This window comes from Embleya sp. L77, assembly GCF_055557415.1.
Genome location: NZ_CM145709.1, coordinates 1035087 through 1054549, shown reverse-complemented (window position 1 = coordinate 1054549; position 19463 = coordinate 1035087). Strand labels below are relative to the sequence as shown.

The 19463-nt window shown below is 74.6% G+C and carries 2 protein-coding genes; both read left to right on the top strand.

The features are described from left to right. Positions 1–159: 159 nt before the first annotated feature. Positions 160–9789 carry a type I polyketide synthase gene (locus ACZOOI_RS04190; protein WP_465279457.1) on the top strand — a complete coding sequence of 3210 codons (9630 nt, stop codon included), beginning with the start codon at positions 160–162 and terminating at the stop codon, positions 9787–9789. An 86-nt stretch (positions 9790–9875) separates the two neighbouring features. Beyond that, the gene (locus ACZOOI_RS04185) at positions 9876–19454 is read left to right on the top strand and encodes a type I polyketide synthase (protein ID WP_465279456.1); all 9579 of its coding nucleotides are present in this window, start codon (positions 9876–9878) and stop codon (positions 19452–19454) included. Positions 19455–19463 lie beyond the last annotated feature (9 nt).

Genomic DNA, 19463 nt, shown 5'->3' with positions numbered 1-19463 from the left:
CGCGCGGCGGACTCGGAACACCCCGGTCGGGGGCCCTTTTCGTGGGTCCTCGCCTGTGGGGTCGGTAGGGGATCGACAGGGGTTATCGGGGTGGGGTGCGCCGGACGAATCTGGAGACCGTTCGGCGCATTCGTCGCCGTTCGGGATCGGACCGTTCGGATGAGGGGCGAGCACTCCGCGATGATGAGCCGCGAGAACACCACCGGCAAGAGCGACCGGCACGGCACCGCGATCGCCGTCATCGGGACGGCGTGCCGGCTGCCGGGCGCCGCCGACCCCGCCGCGTTCTGGGAGTTGCTGCGCGAGGGCGCCGCCGCGGTGGGCGAACCCACCGCAGCGCGTCGACGTGGCGCCGAACTGCGGCCCGGGGGCTACCTGGACCGGGTCGACGCCTTCGACGCGGCCTTCTTCGGGATCTCGCCGCGCGAGGCGGACGCGATGGACCCGCACCAGCGGCTGTTCCTCGAACTCGGGTGGGAGGCCGCCGAGGATGCCGGTCTCCCACCCGGATCGCTGGCCGGCACCCGGGCCGGGGTCTTCGTCGGCGCGATCGCCAACGACTGGTCCACGGTCGTCCACCGGCACGGCACCGACGCGATCACCCGACACACCTTCACCGGCGTCGCCCGCGGCCTGATCGCCAACCGGCTGTCCTGGGCCCTGGATCTGGGCGGCCCGAGCCTGACCGTCGACACCGCGCAGTCCTCCTCGCTGGTCGCGGTACACCTGGCCTGCGAGAGCCTGCGCAGCGGCGAGTCGACCGTCGCGTTCGCCGGCGGCGTGCACCTCAACCTGGCGCCGGAGAGCACCGTGGCGGCGGAACGCTTCGGCGGTCTCTCGGCCGACCACCGCTCGTTCACCTTCGACGCGCGGGCCAACGGCTTCGTGCGCGGCGAGGGCGGCGCGGTGGTGCTGCTCAAGCCGCTGGAGGCGGCACTGGCCGACGGCGACCCGATCCACGCGGTCATCCACGGCAGCGCGGTCACCAGCGACGGCGACACCGACGGATTCACCGTGCCGGACGCCGGCGCGCAGACGGACGTGCTGCGCCGGGCGGCTCACGCGGCGGGCATCACCCCCGAACGGATCCAGTACGTCGAACTGCACGGCACCGGCACCCGGGTCGGCGACCCGATCGAGGCCGCCGCCCTGGGCGCGGCGTACGGCGCGGGGCGAACGGGCGTCGATCGGGTCGCGGTGGGCTCGGCGAAGACCAACATCGGCCACCTGGAGGGCGCGTCCGGCATCGTCGGCCTGCTCAAGACCGTGCTGGGCATCCGGCACCGCACCCTGCCCGCGAGCCTGAACCACGCCACCCCCAACCCGGCGATCGACCTGGACGCGGCCGGCCTGCGGGTGCAGACCGAACCCGGCCCCTGGCCGCACCCGGACCGCCCCCTGCTCGCCGGGGTCAGCTCGTTCGGGATGGGCGGGACGAACTGCCACGTCGTGCTGGGCGAACCGCCCGCCACCCGCTCCGCGGACCTGCCCGGAGCACGCGCGTTCACCGAGGCCGCCACCGTGCTCCCGTGGCCGCTGTCCGCCCGCGACCCGCAGGCGCTGCGCGGTCAGGCCGAGCGGCTGCACGCGGCGCCGACCGCGCACACCGCGCCGCAGGACGTCGCGCTGACCCTGGCCGCCGGCCGTAGCGCGTTCGAGCACCGGGCCGTCGTGCTCGGCGCAGACTCCGCCGAACTCCTCGAAGCCACCGCCGCGTTGGCCGCCGGCCTGCCGACCGCCCGTGCGGTGACCGGGCGCGCCCGCCCGCACACCTCGACCGTGTTCGTCTTCCCCGGCCAGGGCTCGCAATGGATCGGCATGGCCGGCGAACTGCTGCACGCCTCACCGGTGTTCGCCGCGCACCTGGACGCCTGCGCCGACGCGCTCGCGGCACACGTGGACTGGTCGCCGCACGACGTCCTGCGCGACGCACCCGGCGCGGCCTCCCTGGAGCGGGTGGACGTGGTACAGCCCGTGTTGTTCGCCGTGATGGTCTCGCTGGCCCGCCTGTGGGAGGCGTTCGGGGTCCGCCCGGACGCGGTGATCGGGCATTCGCAAGGCGAGATCGCCGCCGCGCACATCGCCGGAGCGCTGACCCTGGCCGATGCGGCCCGCCTGGTGGCCCGACGCAGCCGACTGCTGGCCGGCCTCGCGCCCGGCGGCGGCATGGCCTCGATCCCGCGCCCCGCCGACGAGGTGCGCACCACGCTCGGCGACCGGGCCGACCGGGTGGGCATCGCGGCGATCAACGGCCCCGCGTCCACGGTGGTCTCCGGCGACCGGGCCGCGCTGGACGCACTGCTCGCCGAGTACACCGCGGCAGGTGTGGATGTGCGGGCCATCCCGGTCGACTACGCGTCGCACTCGCCGCACGTGGAGCCGTTGCGCGCCGACCTGACCCGCGAACTCGCCGGGATCGCACCGGGCCCGAGTCCGATCGCGTTCTACTCCACCGTCACCGGCGGCCTGCTGGAGACCACCGAACTGGACGCCGACTACTGGTACCGCAACCTGCGCGGCACGGTGCGCTTCGACGACGCGGTCCGCGCCGCGCTCGCCGACGGCCGGCGCACCTTCGTCGAGGCGAGCCCGCACCCCGTGCTGACCATGGGACTTCGGCAGATCCTGGACGCGGACGAGATCGCCGGCGCGCACGCGCTGACCGTGGGCACGCTGCGCCGCGGCGACGGCGGCCCGCGCCGGTTGTTGACCTCGCTGGCCCAGGCGTACGTACACGGCACCCCGGTGGACTGGACCGCCGCGCTGCCGGCGAGCGCCCGACGCACCGCGCTGCCCACGTACGCGTTCCTGCGCACCCCGCACTGGATCGCCGAACCCGCCGAACCCGCCGAACCCGCAGCGCCCACCACCGCTTCGCCCGCCGCCGCTCCCGACACCGCCGCACAGGCGGCCGCATCCGAGGACCCGGCCACGCAGCCGGAGTCGGCCGCCGCGACCGGGCCCGACCCACTGATCCTGGTCCGTGCCACCGCCGCCGTCGTGCTGGGCTACGCCGGCCCGGGCGCGGTCGACCCGGACCGCACCTTCAAGGACCTCGGCTTCGACTCGGTCGGCGCACTGGAGTTCCGCGACCGGCTGGCCGCCGCTCTCGGGACCCGGCTGTCCGCCTCGCTGACGTTCGACCACCCGACCCCCCGGGCGGTGGCCCGCCGACTCGCGGACCACACGGCCGGCACCGTGCCCGCCGGCGCGGGACCGTCCGGGGCCGCGCCGGCGCCGGTCGCGCACGAGGACGACCCGATCGTCGTCGTCGCGGCCGGCGGCCGGTGGCCCGGCGGCGCGGACACCCCCGAGGCGCTGTGGGACCTGCTCGCCGACGGGACGGACACGATCGGACCGTTCCCGAACAACCGCGGCTGGGACCTGGACGCGCTCTACGATCCCGAACTGGCCCGGCCCGGCACGTCCTCCGTGCGCGCGGGCGGCTTCCTCTACGACGCGGACGCGTTCGACCCCGGCTTCTTCGGGATCAGCCCGCGCGAGGCGGCCGCGATGGACCCGCAGCAGCGCCTGCTCCTGGAGACCGCGTGGGAGGTGGTCGAGCGGGCCGGCATCGCGCCGAGCACGCTGCGCGGCACCCGGGCCGGCGTGTTCGTCGGCGCCATGCCGCAGGACTACGGACCGCGCCTGCACGAGGCCCCCGAGGGCTACGGCGGCCACCTGCTCACCGGCAGTCTGAGCAGCGTCGCCTCCGGCCGGTTGGCCTACACGCTGGGCCTGGAGGGTCCGGCCCTGACCATCGACACCGCGTGCTCCTCGTCCCTGGTCGCCCTGCACCTCGCGGTGCGTGCACTGCGTGCGGGCGAATGCACCCTGGCGCTGGCCGGCGGAGTCACGGTGATGTCCACGCCTGGCATGTTCACCGAGTTCAGCCGGCAGCACGGGCTCGCCCCGGACGGGCGGTGCAAGCCGTTCTCGGCCGCCGCCGACGGCACCGCGTGGGCCGAGGGCGTCGCGCTGGTCCTGGTGGAGCGCCTGTCCGACGCCCGTCGCCTGGGCCACCCGGTACTCGCGGTGGTGCGCGGCAGCGCGGTCAACCAGGACGGCGCGTCCAACGGGCTGACCGCCCCCAACGGCCCGGCCCAGCAGCGGGTGATCCGCCAGGCGCTGGCCGACGCCCGGCTGACCCCGGCCGAGATCGACGCGGTCGAGGCGCACGGCACCGGGACCACGCTCGGCGACCCGATCGAGGCGGAAGCGCTGCTCGCCACCTACGGTGCGGACCGTCCCGAGGGTCGCCCGCTCCTGCTCGGCTCGGTCAAGTCCAACCTCGGACACACCCAGGCCGCCGCCGGGGTCACCGGCGTCATCGCGCTGATCGAGGCGATGCGGCACGGCGAACTCCCGCGCACCCTGCACCTGGACGCGCCGTCCCCGCACGTGGACTGGTCCCGTGGCGGTGTCGAGCCGCTCGCCGCGCGGAGCGCCTGGCCGCGGCACGATCGGCCGCGCCGCGCGGCGGTGTCCTCGTTCGGGATCAGCGGTACCAACGCACACGTCATCCTGGAACAGGCCCCGCCGACCCCGCCCTCGACCGGTACCGACCAGGGCGGCCCGTGGTTGTTGTCCGCCGCGAGCGAGGAGGCGCTGGGCGCCCAGGCGGCTCGGCTGCGCGCCCACCTCGCCGACCACCCGGACGCCGCCCTCGGCGACGTGGGCTTCGCGCTCGCCGACGGTCGGGACACCTTCGCCCACCGGGCGGTGGTCACCGGAACCGGCCGGGACGACCTGCTGCGCGGTCTCGACGCACTGGTCGACGGAGTCGATGCGGCGAACCTGATCCGCGGCGAGGCCCGCCCGGCCGGGCCACTCGCCGTGCTGTTCGCCGGCCAGGGCAGCCAGCGCGTCGGCATGGGCCGCGAACTGTACGCAGCGGAGCCGGTGTTCGCCCGCGCCCTGGACGAGGCACTGGTGCACCTGGACGCCGCCCTCGGTCGCCCCCTGCGCGACCTGCTGTTCGCCGCGCCGGACAGCCCCGAGGCCGCGCTGCTGCACGCGACCGAGTACACCCAGCCCGCGCTGTTCGCGGTGGAGACCGCGCTGTACCGACTCGCCGAGTCGTACGGGATCCGCGCCGACCACCTGATCGGCCACTCGATCGGCGAACTGACCGCCGCGCACATCGCCGGCGTGCTCACCCCGGCCGACGCCGCGACCCTGGTGGTGGCCCGCGGCCGGTTGATGGGCGGTCTGCCGGCCACCGGCGCGATGATCGCGCTCCAGGGCACCGAGGAGGAGATCGCCGAACTGGTCGCCGGACGCGAGGCGCACGTGGGCATCGCGGCGATCAACAGCCCCGATTCCGTGGTCGTATCCGGTACCGCCGAGATCGTCGAAGAGTTGGCGGCGCGATGGCGCGCGACCGGCCGCAAGGGCAAACGACTCCGGGTCAGCCACGCGTTCCACTCGCCGCACATGGACGCCGTCCTGGCCGAGTTCCGCGCCGTCGCGGCGGGCCTGCGCTTCGCCGCACCGCGCATCCCGATCGTGTCCAACCTGACCGGAGAGGTGGCCGACGCCGCCGAACTGGCCGACCCGGACTACTGGGTTCGGCACATCCGCGAGGCGGTCCGGTTCCGCGACGGCATCCGCACCCTCGCCGAACTCGGCACCACCACCTACCTCGAACTGGGCCCCGACGCGGTGCTCACCGCACTGACCCTGGCAAGCCTGGACGACCCCGCGCCGGTCGTGCTTTCCGCACTGCGCGCCGACCGTCCCGAAGCACACACCTTCACCGGTGCCCTGGCCCGCCTGCACGTCACCGGCACGCCGCTCGACTGGACCCCGACCTGGGCCGACCGCGCGGTGCGGCGCGTCGACCTGCCCACGTACGCGTTCCAGCGCCGCCGGTACTGGCTGGATGCCCCGCAGCCCGCCGCCGACCCGATCTCGGCCGGATTCGATCCGAGCGAACACCCGCTGCTCGGCGCGGGTTTCGAACGCGCGGACGGCTCAGGGCCGGTCTGGACCGGCGTGTTGTCCGCCCGGACCCCGTGGCTGGCCGAGCACGCCGTGCACGACACGATCCTGCTGCCCGGCACCGCCTTCGTCGATCTGGCGCTGTACGCCGCCGCGCAGGTCGGTGCCGGCGGCATCGACGAACTCGTGCTGGCCGCACCGCTGGTGTTGCCCGCGGACGGCACGGTGCGGATCGAACTCGCGGTGGGCGCCGCGGACGCGGACGGTACCCGACCGGTGACCGTGCACTCGCGTACCGCCGACGCCACCGCCTGGACCCGGCACGCCGCGGGCCGGCTGACCCCGGCCGAAACCGCCGAAACCGGCCGGGCGCAGGGCGCGTGGCCGCCGCGGGACGCCGTGCCGATCGACGTCGAGGACCTGTACGGGCGGCTCGCCGACCTGGGCTATCACTACGGCCCGACCTTCCGCGGCCTGTTCGCCGCCTGGCGGCACGGCGACGACCTGCTCGTGCAGGTCGCCCTGCCGGAGTCGACCGAGGAGGCCGGGCACCGGGTCCACCCCGCACTGCTGGACGCCGCGCTGCACGGCGTGGTGGGGCTGCTGCCCGGCGCCGAACCGGGCGCGCCCACCCGGTTGCCGTTCGCGTGGGCCGGGGTCACCGCACACGCGGTGGGCGCCCGGGAGCTGCGGGTGCGGATCGCGCCGATCGGCCCCGACGCGGTCGCGCTGACCGCGGCCGACGCCGAGGGCACGCCCGTGCTGTCGATCGACCGGCTGACCCTGCGGGCGATCCCGGCCGAGCGGCTCGGCGCGCGGCCGACGGCTGCGGAGGACTCCTGGTATCAGGTGCACTGGGTGCCGGTGCCGGCGGCCGGGGTGGTGTCGGAGGTGGTGCCGAGCCCGAGCCCGGTGCCGGGCGCCGATGTCGAAGTCGAAGTCGAAGTCGGGCAGGGTCGCTGGGTCGTGCTCGGGAGCGGGGGGTCGAGCCCGCTCGGGGCCGCCGCCCAGTCGGCGGCTTTCGGTCGGCCGGTGGAGGTGCACGCCGACGTTGCCGCGCTGCGCACCGCGCTCGCCGCCGGGGCGACGCCGCCCGCCTACGTGCTGGTGCCCTTCGATCGGCCGATCCCGGCCCTGGGCACCGTGGTCGCCACCCACGCGGTCACCGAGCGGGCCGTCACGCTGCTGCGCGAATGGTCGGCCGAACCGCGCTTGGCCGACACCGAACTCGTCCTGGTTACCCACGAGGCGGTCGCCACGCACGCCGGCGAGGATGTCCGCGATCTGACCGCCGCCGGCCTGTGGGGCCTGGTCCGTGCGGCGGCGGGCGAACACCTCGGCCGACTGCGCCTGCTCGACCTGGACCGGCACCCCGACTCGGCCGCCGCCGTGCCGTCGGCGCTGGCCGGCGGCGAACCGCACCTCGCCCTGCGCGACGGCGCGATCCTGGCACCGCGACTGGCTCCGGTACGTCCCGGGGACGCGCTCGAACCGCCCGCCCCGCCCGCACCCTGGCGCCTGGACGTGATCGAGCCCGGCAGCATCGACCACATCGCGCTGCTGCCCGCCCCCGAGGCCGCCGCGCCCCTGGCGCCCGGCCAGGTGCGGATCGCGGTGCGCGCGGCCGGCCTGAACTTCCGCGACGTGCTGATCGCGCTCGGCGGATACCCCGGCGCCGCCCGGATCGGCGCGGAGGGCGCCGGCCGGGTCCTGGAGGTCGGCCCGGACGTGACCGAACTCGCGGTCGGCGATCGGGTGATGGGCCTGCTGCCCGGCATCCTGGGCTCACACGCCGTGGTCGACCACCGCATGCTCACCCCGATCCCGGCGGGCTGGACCTACGCCCAGGCCGCGACCGTGCCGGTGGCGTTCCTGACCGCCTACCACGGCCTGATCGAACTGGCCGGCCTACGGCCGGGCGAATCGGTACTGGTCCACGCCGCCACCGGCGGAGTCGGCACGGCCGCCGTGCAACTGGGCCGACACCTGGGCGCCGACGTCTACGGCACCGCAAGCCCGGCCAAGTGGCCCACGCTGCGCGCCCAAGGGCTGGCCGACGACCGGATCGCCTCCTCGCGCACCCTCGACTTCGAGACCGACTTCCGTGCCGCGACCGCGGGACGCGGCGTCGACGTCGTACTCAACTCGCTGGCCCGCGAATTCACCGACGCCTCACTGCGGTTGCTCGCGCCCGCCGGCCGATTCGTGGAGATGGGCAAGACCGACCCGCGCGAGCCGGCCGCGGTCGCCGCCGCACACCCCGGCGTCGACTACCGCGCATTCGACCTGCTGACCCTGGAACCGGCCCGGATCGGCCGGATGCTCCGGGTATTGGCACCGCTGTTCGCGGCCGGCACGCTCACCCCGCTGCCGGTCACCGCGTGGGACATCCGACACGGCGTGCGGGCGCTGCGCCGGCTGAGCCAGGCCCGACACACCGGCAAGCTGGTGCTGACCATCCCGCCGATACCCGGGGGCCTCGACCCGACCGGCACCGTGCTGATCACCGGCGGCACCGGCGCGCTCGGCGCACTCGCCGCCCGCCGGCTGGTCACCCGGCACGGCGCCCGCCGGCTGCTGCTGGTCGGCCGAGCGGGGCCGGCCGCCCCCGGAGCCGACGAACTGCGCGCCGAACTGGCCACATCGGGCGCCGAGGTGCAGATCGCCGCGTGCGACGTGGCCGACCCGACCGCCCTCGCCGAGCTGCTGGCCGGCATCCCGGCCGCCCACCCGCTCACCGCCGTCGTGCACACCGCCGGCGTGGTCGCGGACGGCGCGCTCACCACCACCGACCCCAAGCGGCTGCACGCCGTTCTGCGGCCCAAGGTGGACGCCGCGTGGAACCTGCACACCCTCACCGCCGACCTGGACCTGTCCGCGTTCGTGCTGTACTCGTCGGCCGTCGGCGTACTCGGCAACCCCGGCCAGTCGGCCTACGCCGCCGCCAACACGTTCCTGGACGCGCTCGCCCACCACCGACACAGCCACGGCCTGCCCGCGACCTCGATCGCATGGGGCCACTGGGCCGAGGCCGGCGGCCTGGCGGCGCACCTGACCGACGTGGACCGCCGCCGGATGGCGGGCAGCGGACTGGCCCCGATGAGCACCGAAACCGGCCTCGACCTGTTCGACCGCGCACTGGACACACCACTGCCCGCCCCGCTCGCGGCCCGGCTCGACACCGGCGCGCTGCGTCCGGACGCGGCCACCGAGCTCTTGGCCGACGTGGCCCGCGCGGCCACCCCCGGGCGGGTACCCGCGCAACGCGGCGCCCCGACCCGCGCGGGCGCGGTCCGCAGGCCCGCGGCCGGGATCCGGGAGCGGCTCGCGGGCCGCCCGGTGGACGAACAGCGGCGCGAGTTGCTGCTGTTCGTCCGGCACACCGCGGCAGCCATCCTCGGGCACGACGGCCCGGCCGCGATCAAACCGGAACGCGGCTTCCTGGAGACCGAGTTCGATTCGCTGGGCGCGATCGAGCTGCGCAACCGGATCAACGCCGGCACCGGTCTGGAGCTGCCCTCCACGCTGATCTTCGACCACCCCACGCCGATCGCGCTGGCCGAGCACCTGCGCGAGCGCCTGTTCACCGCGACACCGCCCCCGGCTACCGGCTCGCTGCTCGCCGAACTCGACCGGTGGCAGGTCTCGTTGACCGACCTACTCGCCGACGGCGCGGTTCCCGACGAGGACTTCCGCACCGGCGCGGTCAGTCGGCTGTACGACCTGCTGGGTCGGCTCGGGGCCGCTGCTCCCGGGGATCCGACCACGGCGCTGATCGAACAGCTCGGCGCGGGCGGCGACGACGAGCTCTTCGACTTCATCGACAACGAACTCGGCATCTCCTGAACCCGGCCCACCCACTGCCCCGCGGGGCGCCCAGTACTCGCACCACGACCACGGCGAAGCCGCCGCACGGAAAAGGCAGATACCCCATGGCGAACGAAGAGAAGCTGCGTGACTACCTCACCCGGGTGACCGCCGACCTGCACCAGGCCCGGCGCCGGCTGCGGGAGAACGAGGAAGCCCGGAACGAGCCGATCGCCGTGGTCGGGATCGGTTGCCGACTGCCCGGCGGCGTGCGCTCGGCGGCGGACCTGTGGCGGCTGGTGACCGAGGGCCGCGACGCGATCGGCGGCTTTCCCACCGACCGCGGCTGGGACCTGGACGGCCTGTACGACGCGGACCCGGACGCGGTCGGCAAGACGTACACGCGTCAGGGCGGATTCCTGTACGACGCGGCGGAGTTCGACGCCTCCTTCTTCGGCCTCTCGCCCCGCGAGGCACTCGGGGCGGACCCCCAGCAGCGGCTGCTCCTGGAGACCGCGTGGGAAGCACTGGAGGACGCCGGGATCGACCCGGCGGCCGTCCGCGGTTCGGCAACCGGGGTGTTCGCCGGCGTGATCGCCCAGGAGTACACCCCGCGCCTGTACAAGACCACGCCCGACCGGGTGGACGGCTACGTGCTGACCGGCAGCACCACGAGCGTGGCGTCCGGCCGGATCTCCTACACCTTCGGCTTCGAGGGCCCGGCCGTCACGGTGGACACCGCATGCTCGTCCTCGCTCGTCGCGCTGCACCTGGCCGCCCAGTCGCTGCGCTCGGGCGAGTGCAGTCTCGCGCTCGCGGGCGGCGCGACGGTGATGGCCTCGCCCGGGATGTTCGTCGAGTTCGCCCGCCAGCGCGGCCTGTCGGCGGACGGCCGCTGCAAGGCGTTCGCGGGCGCCGCGGACGGCACCGGTTGGGCCGAGGGCGTGGGACTGCTCGTCCTGGAACGGCTCTCCGACGCGCGCCGGGCCGGACGCCGGGTGCTCGCGGTGATCCGCGGCAGCGCGGTGAACCAGGACGGCACCAGCAGTCAACTGACCGCCCCGAACGGCCCGGCGCAGCAGCGGGTGATCCGCAGGGCATTGGCGAACGCGGGCCTGACTCCGGCCGACGTGGACGTGGTCGAGGCACACGGCACCGGCACCCGGCTCGGCGACCCGATCGAGGCGCAGGCCCTGCTGGCCACCTACGGCCGCGACCGCGCTCCGGAACGGCCGCTGTGGCTGGGCTCGTTGAAGTCCAACATCGGGCATGCGCAGGCCGCCGCGGGGGTGGCGGGCGTGATCAAGATGGTCCAGGCGCTTCGGCACGGTGTACTGCCAAAAACGCTGCACGTGGACGAGCCCACGTCGCATGTGGACTGGTCCTCGGGCGGCGTACGACTCCTGACCCGGCCTCGGCCGTGGCCGGACACGGCGGCGCCGCGTCGGGCCGCCGTCTCCGCCTTCGGGGTCAGCGGAACCAACGCGCACGTGATCCTGGAACTGCCGGACGAGGACCGCGAGTCGGCGCCGGCTCGGGCGCAGGTGTCCGCGCCGTCGACTCCCTGGGTGCTCTCCGGCACGTCCGCGCAGGCACTGCGGGCCCAGGCCGCCCGGCTGGCCGACCACCTCGACGCGCAATCCGTCGCGGGCGCCGCGGAGATCGGCTTCTCGCTCGCGACCTCGCGCTCGGTCTTCGCCGAACGGGCGGTCGTGGTCGGCGCGGATCCCGCCGCACTGACCACCGGGCTCGGTGCGCTGGCGCGCGGCGAAGCGGCACCGGGCCTGGTCACCGGCTCGGCCGACGCGGCCGGCCGGACGGTGTTCGTCTTTCCCGGGCAGGGCTCGCAGTGGACCGGGATGGCCGCCGACCTGTACGCCCAGTCCCCGACCTTCGCGGCCCGCTTCGACGAGTGCGCCAAGGCGATCGAACCGCACGTCGACTGGTCGCCGGTCGAGGTGTTGACGGGTGTGCCGGGTGCGCCGTCGTTGGATCGGGTGGATGTGGTCCAGCCGGTCTTGTGGGCGGTGTTGGTCTCGCTTGCCGAGGTGTGGCGGTCCTACGGGGTCGTGCCGGATGCGCTGGTGGGTCACTCGCAGGGGGAGATCGCGGCGGCGGTGGTGGCCGGTGGGCTGTCCCTGGAGGACGGCGCCACGGTCGTCGTGCTGCGCAGCCGGGCGATCGTCGCGCTGTCGGGTCGGGGCGGCATGGCGTCGGTGGCGTCGGCCGAATCGGAGGTGCGGACGCGGATCGCCGGGTGGGGTGGGCGGATCTCGGTCGCGGCGGTGAACGGACCCGGACAGGTGGTCGTCTCGGGCGAGCCGGAGGCGCTCGCGGAGTTGGTCGCGTCAGTGACGGCGGAGGGTGGTCGGGCCCGGCTGATCCCGGTGGACTACGCGTCGCATTCGGCCCAGGTGGAGGAGATCCGGGAGCGGATCGTGGCCGATCTGGCCGGGATCACGCCGGTGTCCGGAGCGATTCCGGTGTGGTCGACGGTGACCGACGACTGGATCGATACGGCCCGGTTGGACGGTGCGTACTGGGCGACCAACCTGCGCGAGACCGTGCGGTTCGCGGCGGCGGTGCGCGGTCTCGTGGAGGCGGATCACGGTGTGTTCGTCGAGGTGAGCCCGCACCCCGTGCTCACCGCCGCGATCCAGGAAACCCTGGAGGAGGTCGGCGCGGCCGACACCGTGGTCGTCGGCACGCTGCGCCGGGACCAGGGCGACCTGGTCCGGCTGCACACCTCGCTGGCCGAGGCGTTCGTGCGCGGCGTGCCGGTCGCCTGGGACGCGGCGTTCGAGGCGGAGGCGGTCGAGCGGGTGTCCCTGCCGACCTACGCCTTCCAGCGTGAACGTTTCTGGTTGGACACGGGCGAGTACGCGCCGCCCACCGCGGCGGCCGTCGACTCGGCGTTCTGGGATCTCGTCGAAGGGGGCGACCACGCGGGCCTGTCCGCCGCGCTGGGCGACGTCGACGGCGATCTGGCCGAGCCGCTCGGTGCGGTACTGCCCGCACTGTCGTCGTGGTGGGAGCGCCGCCGCTCCGATGCGGCCGGCGATGCGTGGCGGCACCGGATCGTCTGGCGCCCGGTGGCCGCCGCGCCCGAGGGCCGACTTGCCGGGACCTGGCTGCTGCTGGTCCCGGAAGGCTTGCAGGACACGCCGTGGGTCGAGTGGTTCGGTGCCGCGCCGGCCGCCTCCGGAGCCCGGGCACTGCCCGTGGTCGTCGGACGGGATCGGGTGGATCGCAGCGCGCTGGGTGCGCTGTTGACGGCGGCCGTGGCGGCGGCCGACGGGCCGATCGCCGGGATCGTGTCGCTGCTCGCGCTCGCCGAGGGTCCGGTCGCCGGGTTCCCGGCGGTGCCGTGGGGCGCGGCTGCGACGGTGGCGCTGGTCCAGGGCCTGGGCGACGCGGGTGTGTCGATCCCGGTGTGGGCGGTCACGAGCGGTGCGGTCTCGATCGGCGACGACGACCCGGTGCGGGCGCCCGAACAGGCCCAGATATGGGGCTTCGGCGGCATCGCCGCGGCCGAACTGCCCGACCTGTGGGGCGGCCTGATCGACGTGCCGGCCGAGATTCCGGCCGACGCCGAGCCCGCACGATTGGCCTCGGTGTTGTCCGGTGCGGCCGGCGAGAGCGAGATCGCGGTCCGCGGTTCGGCGGTATGGGCACGCCGGTTGGTCCGGGCGCCGCACGGGGCCGGTGCCGCCGGGTCGTGGCAACCGTCCGGGACGGTGCTGATCACCGGTGGCACCGGCGCGCTGGGCGGGCATGTGGCCCGCTGGGTCGCCGGGCGCGGGGCCGCGCACGTGCTGCTGGTGAGCAGGTCGGGAGCGGACGCCGCCGGCGCGCCGGAACTCGCCGCGGAACTGGCCGGGTTCGGCGTACAGGTCTCCTTCGCGGCCTGCGATGTCGGCGACCGGGCCGCGCTGGCGGACGTACTCGCGGGCATCCCGGCCGAGTTCCCGCTGACAGCCGTCTTCCACGCGGCGGCCGTGCTCGACGACGCGCTGATCGCCGATCTGAGCATCGATCAACTCGACCGCGTGTTGCGGGTCAAGGTGGACGCAGCCCGCCACCTGGACGAGCTCACGCGCGACCTGGACCTGTCCGCGTTCGTGCTCTTCTCCTCGCTCGCGGGCATCTGCGGCGTACCCGGCCAGGGCAACTACGCACCCGGAAACGCCCATCTCGACGCCTTGGCCGCCCGGCGCCGGGCCGCCGGGTTGCCCGCGACCGCGATCTCCTGGGGCCACTGGGCCGGCGGCGGGATCGCCGCGCCCGAGGTCGAGCAACGATTGGCCCGCCAGGGGCTGCGGATGCTCGACCCCGAACCGGCCGTCCGGGTACTGGGACAGGTGCTCGACGCCGACGAATCCCACCTGACGGTGTGCGACATCGACTGGGACGTGCTGTTCCGGGATCGACGCGCGCCGCTGGTTCGCGAGTTGCTGCAAGCGAGGCGCCCGGATGCCGCCGCGTCCGCCACTACCCTCGCCGAACCGGGCGCCGGTGGGGACGACTTCGCGGCTCGGCTGACCGGGCTCGGTGCCGCCGATCGACTGCGCTTCCTGGTCGAGGTGGTGCGCACCCAGGCGGCGGTCGTCCAGGGGCATCGCAGCGCGACCGCGGTGGATCCCGGAAAGCCGTTCCGCGAGCAGGGGTTCGACTCGTTGACGGCGGTCGAGCTGCGCAATCGGCTGACCGCCGAGACCGGCCTGCGGCTGCCCGCGACGCTGGTCTTCGACTACCCGACCCCGAACGCGCTCGCCGAGTTCCTGCGCGGCGAACTCCTCGGGGAGATCGAGACGACCGACGACGCCACCGCGCAGGGTGAGGCACACGCCGACGACCCGGTCGTGATCGTCGGGATGGCCTGCCGGCTGCCCGGCGGGGTGACCTCGCCGGCCGACCTGTGGCGGCTGGTGGCGGCGGGCACCGACGCCGTCGGCGAATTTCCCACCGACCGGGGCTGGGACGTCGAGGGGCTGTACGACCCCGATCCGGACCGGGTGGGCACGTCCTACACCCGCAGCGGCGCGTTCCTGCCGGACGCGACCGAGTTCGACGCAACCTTCTTCGGCATCTCGCCGCGTGAGGCGCTCGCCATGGATCCGCAGCAGCGGCTGCTCCTGGAGACCGCGTGGGAGGCGTTCGAGCGGGCCGGCATCAACCCCGACACGCTGGTCGGCAGCCGGACCGGCGTGTTCGCCGGAATGGCCGGCCACGACTACGGGCGCGGTTCGACCGAGACGCCCCCGGGCCTGGAGGGCTACCTCGGCACCGGGAGCGCGGGCAGCGTCGCGTCCGGTCGGATCTCCTACTCGTTCGGTTTCGAGGGCCCGGCGGTGACCGTGGACACCGCGTGCTCGTCGTCGTTGGTCGCGCTGCACCTGGCCGCCCAGTCGCTGCGCTCCGGCGAAAGCGACCTCGCGCTGGCCGGGGGCGTCGCGGTGATGGCCACACCGGGCATGTTCGTCGAGTTCTCCCGGCAGCGCGGGTTGTCCGTGGACGGCCGTTGCAAGGCGTTCGCCGGTGCCGCCGACGGCACGGGCTGGGCCGAGGGCGTCGGCCTCCTGCTGCTCGAACGCCTGTCGAACGCCCGGCGCAACGGGCACCGGGTGCTCGCGGTGGTGCGCGGCAGCGCGGTGAACCAGGACGGCGCGTCCAACGGTCTGACCGCGCCGAACGGCCCTTCCCAGCAGCGGGTGATCCGTCAGGCGCTCGCGAACGCGGGGGTCTCGGCGGCCGATGTGGACGTGGTGGAGGCGCACGGGACGGGTACGACGCTGGGTGATCCGATCGAGGCGCAGGCGTTGTTGGCCACCTACGGTCAGGGACGACCGGCCGATCGGCCGCTGTGGTTGGGTTCGTTGAAGTCGAACATCGGTCATGCGCAGGCCGCTGCGGGTGTGGCGGGTGTGATCAAGATGGTCGAGGCGTTGCGACACGGGGTGTTGCCGAAGACGTTGCACGTGGACGAGCCGAGTCCGCATGTGGACTGGTCGGCGGGCGCGGTGCGGTTGTTGACCCAGGCCCGACCGTGGCCGGAGGCGGATCGGCCGCGTCGGGCGGCGGTGTCGGCGTTCGGGGTGAGTGGGACGAACGCCCACGTGATCCTCGAACTGCCGGAGGACGACGGGCGGCAGGTCGAGGAGCCCACGACGCAGCCCACGGACGGCGTGCTGCCCTGGGTGTTGTCGGGCCGGACACCGGACGCGCTGCGGGCGCAGGCCGGCCGGATCCGAGGCGCACTGGGCGAGGACCCCGTGGACGTCGGCTTCGCACTGGTCACGTCACGCGCGCTGTTCGCCGAACGGGCCGTGCTGGTCGGCGATTCGGCCACGCGGGTGGCGGGCCTGGATGCGGTGACGCGCGGCGAGGGTGCCGCGGGCGTGGTGACCGGGTCGGCCGGGCCGCTCGGGAAGACGGTCCTCGTCTTTCCCGGGCAGGGCTCGCAGTGGACCGGGATGGCTGCGGAACTGCACGCCCAATCAACTGTGTTCGCAGCGCGGTTCGAGGAATGTGCGGCGGCCCTGGCGGAATTCGTCGACTGGTCGCCGGTCGAGGTGTTGACGGGTGTGCCGGGTGCGCCGTCGTTGGATCGGGTGGATGTGGTCCAGCCGGTGTTGTGGGCGGTGTTGGTGTCGTTGGCCGAGGTGTGGCGGTCCTTCGGGGTCGTGCCGGATGCGCTGGTGGGTCACTCGCAGGGGGAGATCGCGGCGGCGGTGGTGGCCGGTGGGTTGTCCCTGGAGGACGGTGCGCGTGTGGTGGCGTTGCGCAGTAGGGCGATCGTGGCGCTGTCGGGTCGTGGCGGGATGGCGTCGGTGGCCGAGCCGGTGGCGGCGGTCCGCGAGCGGCTTGCCGGGTGGGACGGGCGGATCTCGGTCGCGGCGGTGAACGGTCCCGGACAGGTGGTCGTCTCCGGAGAGCCGGAGGCGCTCGCGGAGTTGGTTGCCTCGGTGACGGCGGAGGGCGGTCGGGCCCGGCTGATCCCGGTGGACTATGCGTCGCATTCGCCGCAAGTCGAGGCAATCCGGGAGCGGATCGTGGCGGACCTGGCCGGGATCGCGCCCGTCTCCGGGAGCGTCCCGGTGTGGTCGACGCTGACCGGGGACTGGATCGATACGGCGCAGCTGGACGGCGCGTACTGGGCGAGCAACCTGCGGGAGACGGTGCGGTTCGAGGAGGCCGTGCGAGGGCTTGCGTCTTCCGGGCATGGGGTGTTCGTGGAGGTGAGTCCGCATCCGGTGTTGACGTCGGCGATCGAGGCGACGTTGGAGGAGGCGGGTGCGCCGGATTCGGTCGTGGTGGGGACGTTGCGACGCGATCAGGGTGGCCTGCAACGCCTGTACACCTCGCTGGCCGAAGCCTTCGTCCGCGGCGTGCCGGTGGACTGGACCGCCGCGTTCGCCGGCGCTCGACCGCGCCCGGTCGATCTGCCCACGTATCCCTTCGAGCGCAGGCGCTACTGGCTCGACGCCGGGGAACAGGCCGGGTCGACCGGGTCGAAGGGCGGCGGCGCCGGCTCGGGGGACACGATCGACGCGGCGTTCTGGGCGCTCGTGCAGAGCGGCGACCGGGACGGGCTGGCCGAGGCGTTGGGCTCGGACGCCTCGGCGGAGTCGCTGGAAGCCGTGTTGCCCGCACTGTCCTCGTGGTGGGACCGCAGGCGCTCCGGCGCCACCCTGGACGCGTGGCGGCACCGGATCGTCTGGCGCCCGGTCGGTGGTACCGAACCCGGCAGCCTGCGCGGCACCTGGTTGCTCGTGGTGCCCGAGGAGGCGGCGGCGACCGCGTGGGCGGATTTCCTGACCCCCCTGCTGGCCGCCGCCGGGGCCCGGGTCGAACGGGTGCCGGTCGCGCGCGACCAGGGTGAGCGGGCGGCGCTGCGGGTCCTGCTGACGGGACAGCACGAGCCGGTCGCGGGTGTGGTGTCGCTGTTGGCCTTGGCCGAGGGCACGGTGGACGGGTTCGACGCGGTGCCGTGGGGTGCGGCGGCGACGGTGGCGCTGGTTCAGGCGCTGGACGACGCCGGTGTGCCCGCGCCGCTGTGGGCGGTCACCGGCGGTGCGGTGTCGGTGGGCGGGGCGGACCGGGTCCGGGTGCCCGAACAGGCACAGGTGTGGGGCTTCGGCGGGGTCGTCGCGGCCGAGAGCCCGCAGTCCTGGGGCGGTCTGATCGACCTGCCGGGCGAGTACCCGGGCCCCGACGCCGAAGCACCCGCGTGGGCCCGCCTGGTGGCGGTCCTGGCCGGTGTCCTGGACGAGAAGGACGTCGCCGTGCGGTCGACCGGGGTGTGGGGGCGCCGGTTGGTGCGTGCGCCGCTCGGTGCCGCGCGGCCGGCCGGGACATGGCAACCGTCGGGCACCGTCCTGGTCACCGGGGGCACCGGTGCGCTGGGCGGGCGCGTTGCTCGCTGGGCGGCGGAGCGCGGGGCCGAACACGTGCTGCTGGTCAGCCGTACCGGCGCGGACGCGCCCGGTGCGGACCGGCTGGCCGAGGAGGTGCGCGCACTGGGGGCCAGGGTGTCCTTCGCGTCGTGCGACGTGGGGGACCGGGACGCGCTGGCGGCCGTACTGGCCGCCGTTCCGGCGGAGTTCCCGCTGACCGCGGTGTTGCACGCGGCGGCGATCCTGGACGACGCGGTGATCGGCGAGTTGACCGTGGAACAGCAGCAGCGGGTGTTGCGGGTCAAGGTGGACGGCGCCCGACACCTCGACGAACTCACCCGGGACGCGGACCTGTCGGCGTTCGTGCTGTTCTCCTCGATGGCCGGCCTGTGCGGCGTCGCCGGCCAGGGCAACTACGCGCCGGGCAACGCGTATCTGGACGCTCTTGCGGCTCGGCGTCGGGCCGACGGGTTGCCGGCGACCTCGGTGTCCTGGGGGCACTGGGCCGGTGGCGGGATCGCCGCGCCGGAGATCGAGGAGCGGCTCGGTCGACAGGGGCTGACCATGCTCGATCCGGCGCTCGCGGTCGAGGCGCTGGGGCGGATCCTGGACGCGGACGAGAGTCACCTGGCGGTGTGCGACATCGACTGGGACGTGCTGTTCCGGGGTCGTCCGCACCCGCTGGTCGCGGAACTCCTGCGCGCACCGGCGACATCGGCCGGAGCAACCGGCTCGGCCCCGGCCACAGCCACCGCCGAGACGGCGGCGGGCAGGTTGACCGCGGCGCTCGCGGACCTGGCCGAGGAGGAGCGCCGGCCGCATCTGGTCCGGCTGGTACGCGCCCAGGCGGCGATCGTGCACGGGCACCCGTCCGCCGACGCGGTGGCGCCCGGAAAGCCGTTCCGAGAGCAGGGGTTCGACTCGTTGACGGCGGTCGAGCTGCGCAATCGGCTCACCGCCGAGACCGGCCTGCGGCTGCCCGCGACGCTGGTCTTCGACTACCCGACCCCGAACGCGCTCGCCGAGTTCCTGCACGGCGAACTCGTGCCGCACACGGTCCCGAGCGCCGACGCCGTGCGGGCCGAGATCGACCGGCTGGAGGAGTTGCTGGCGCATGCCGCCGCCGTCGATCCGGCCGAGCACGCGGCAACCGCGCTACGCCTGGCCGAGATCGCCGCGCGCTGGGCCGCCGGCGCGCCCGCCGACGCCCCCGCCCGGCCCGAAGTCGCGAGCATCGCCGAGGAGATCGACTCGGCCGGCGACGAGGAGCTCATCGAATTCATCGGCAAGCAGTTCGGCATCTCCTGACTTGTCGGT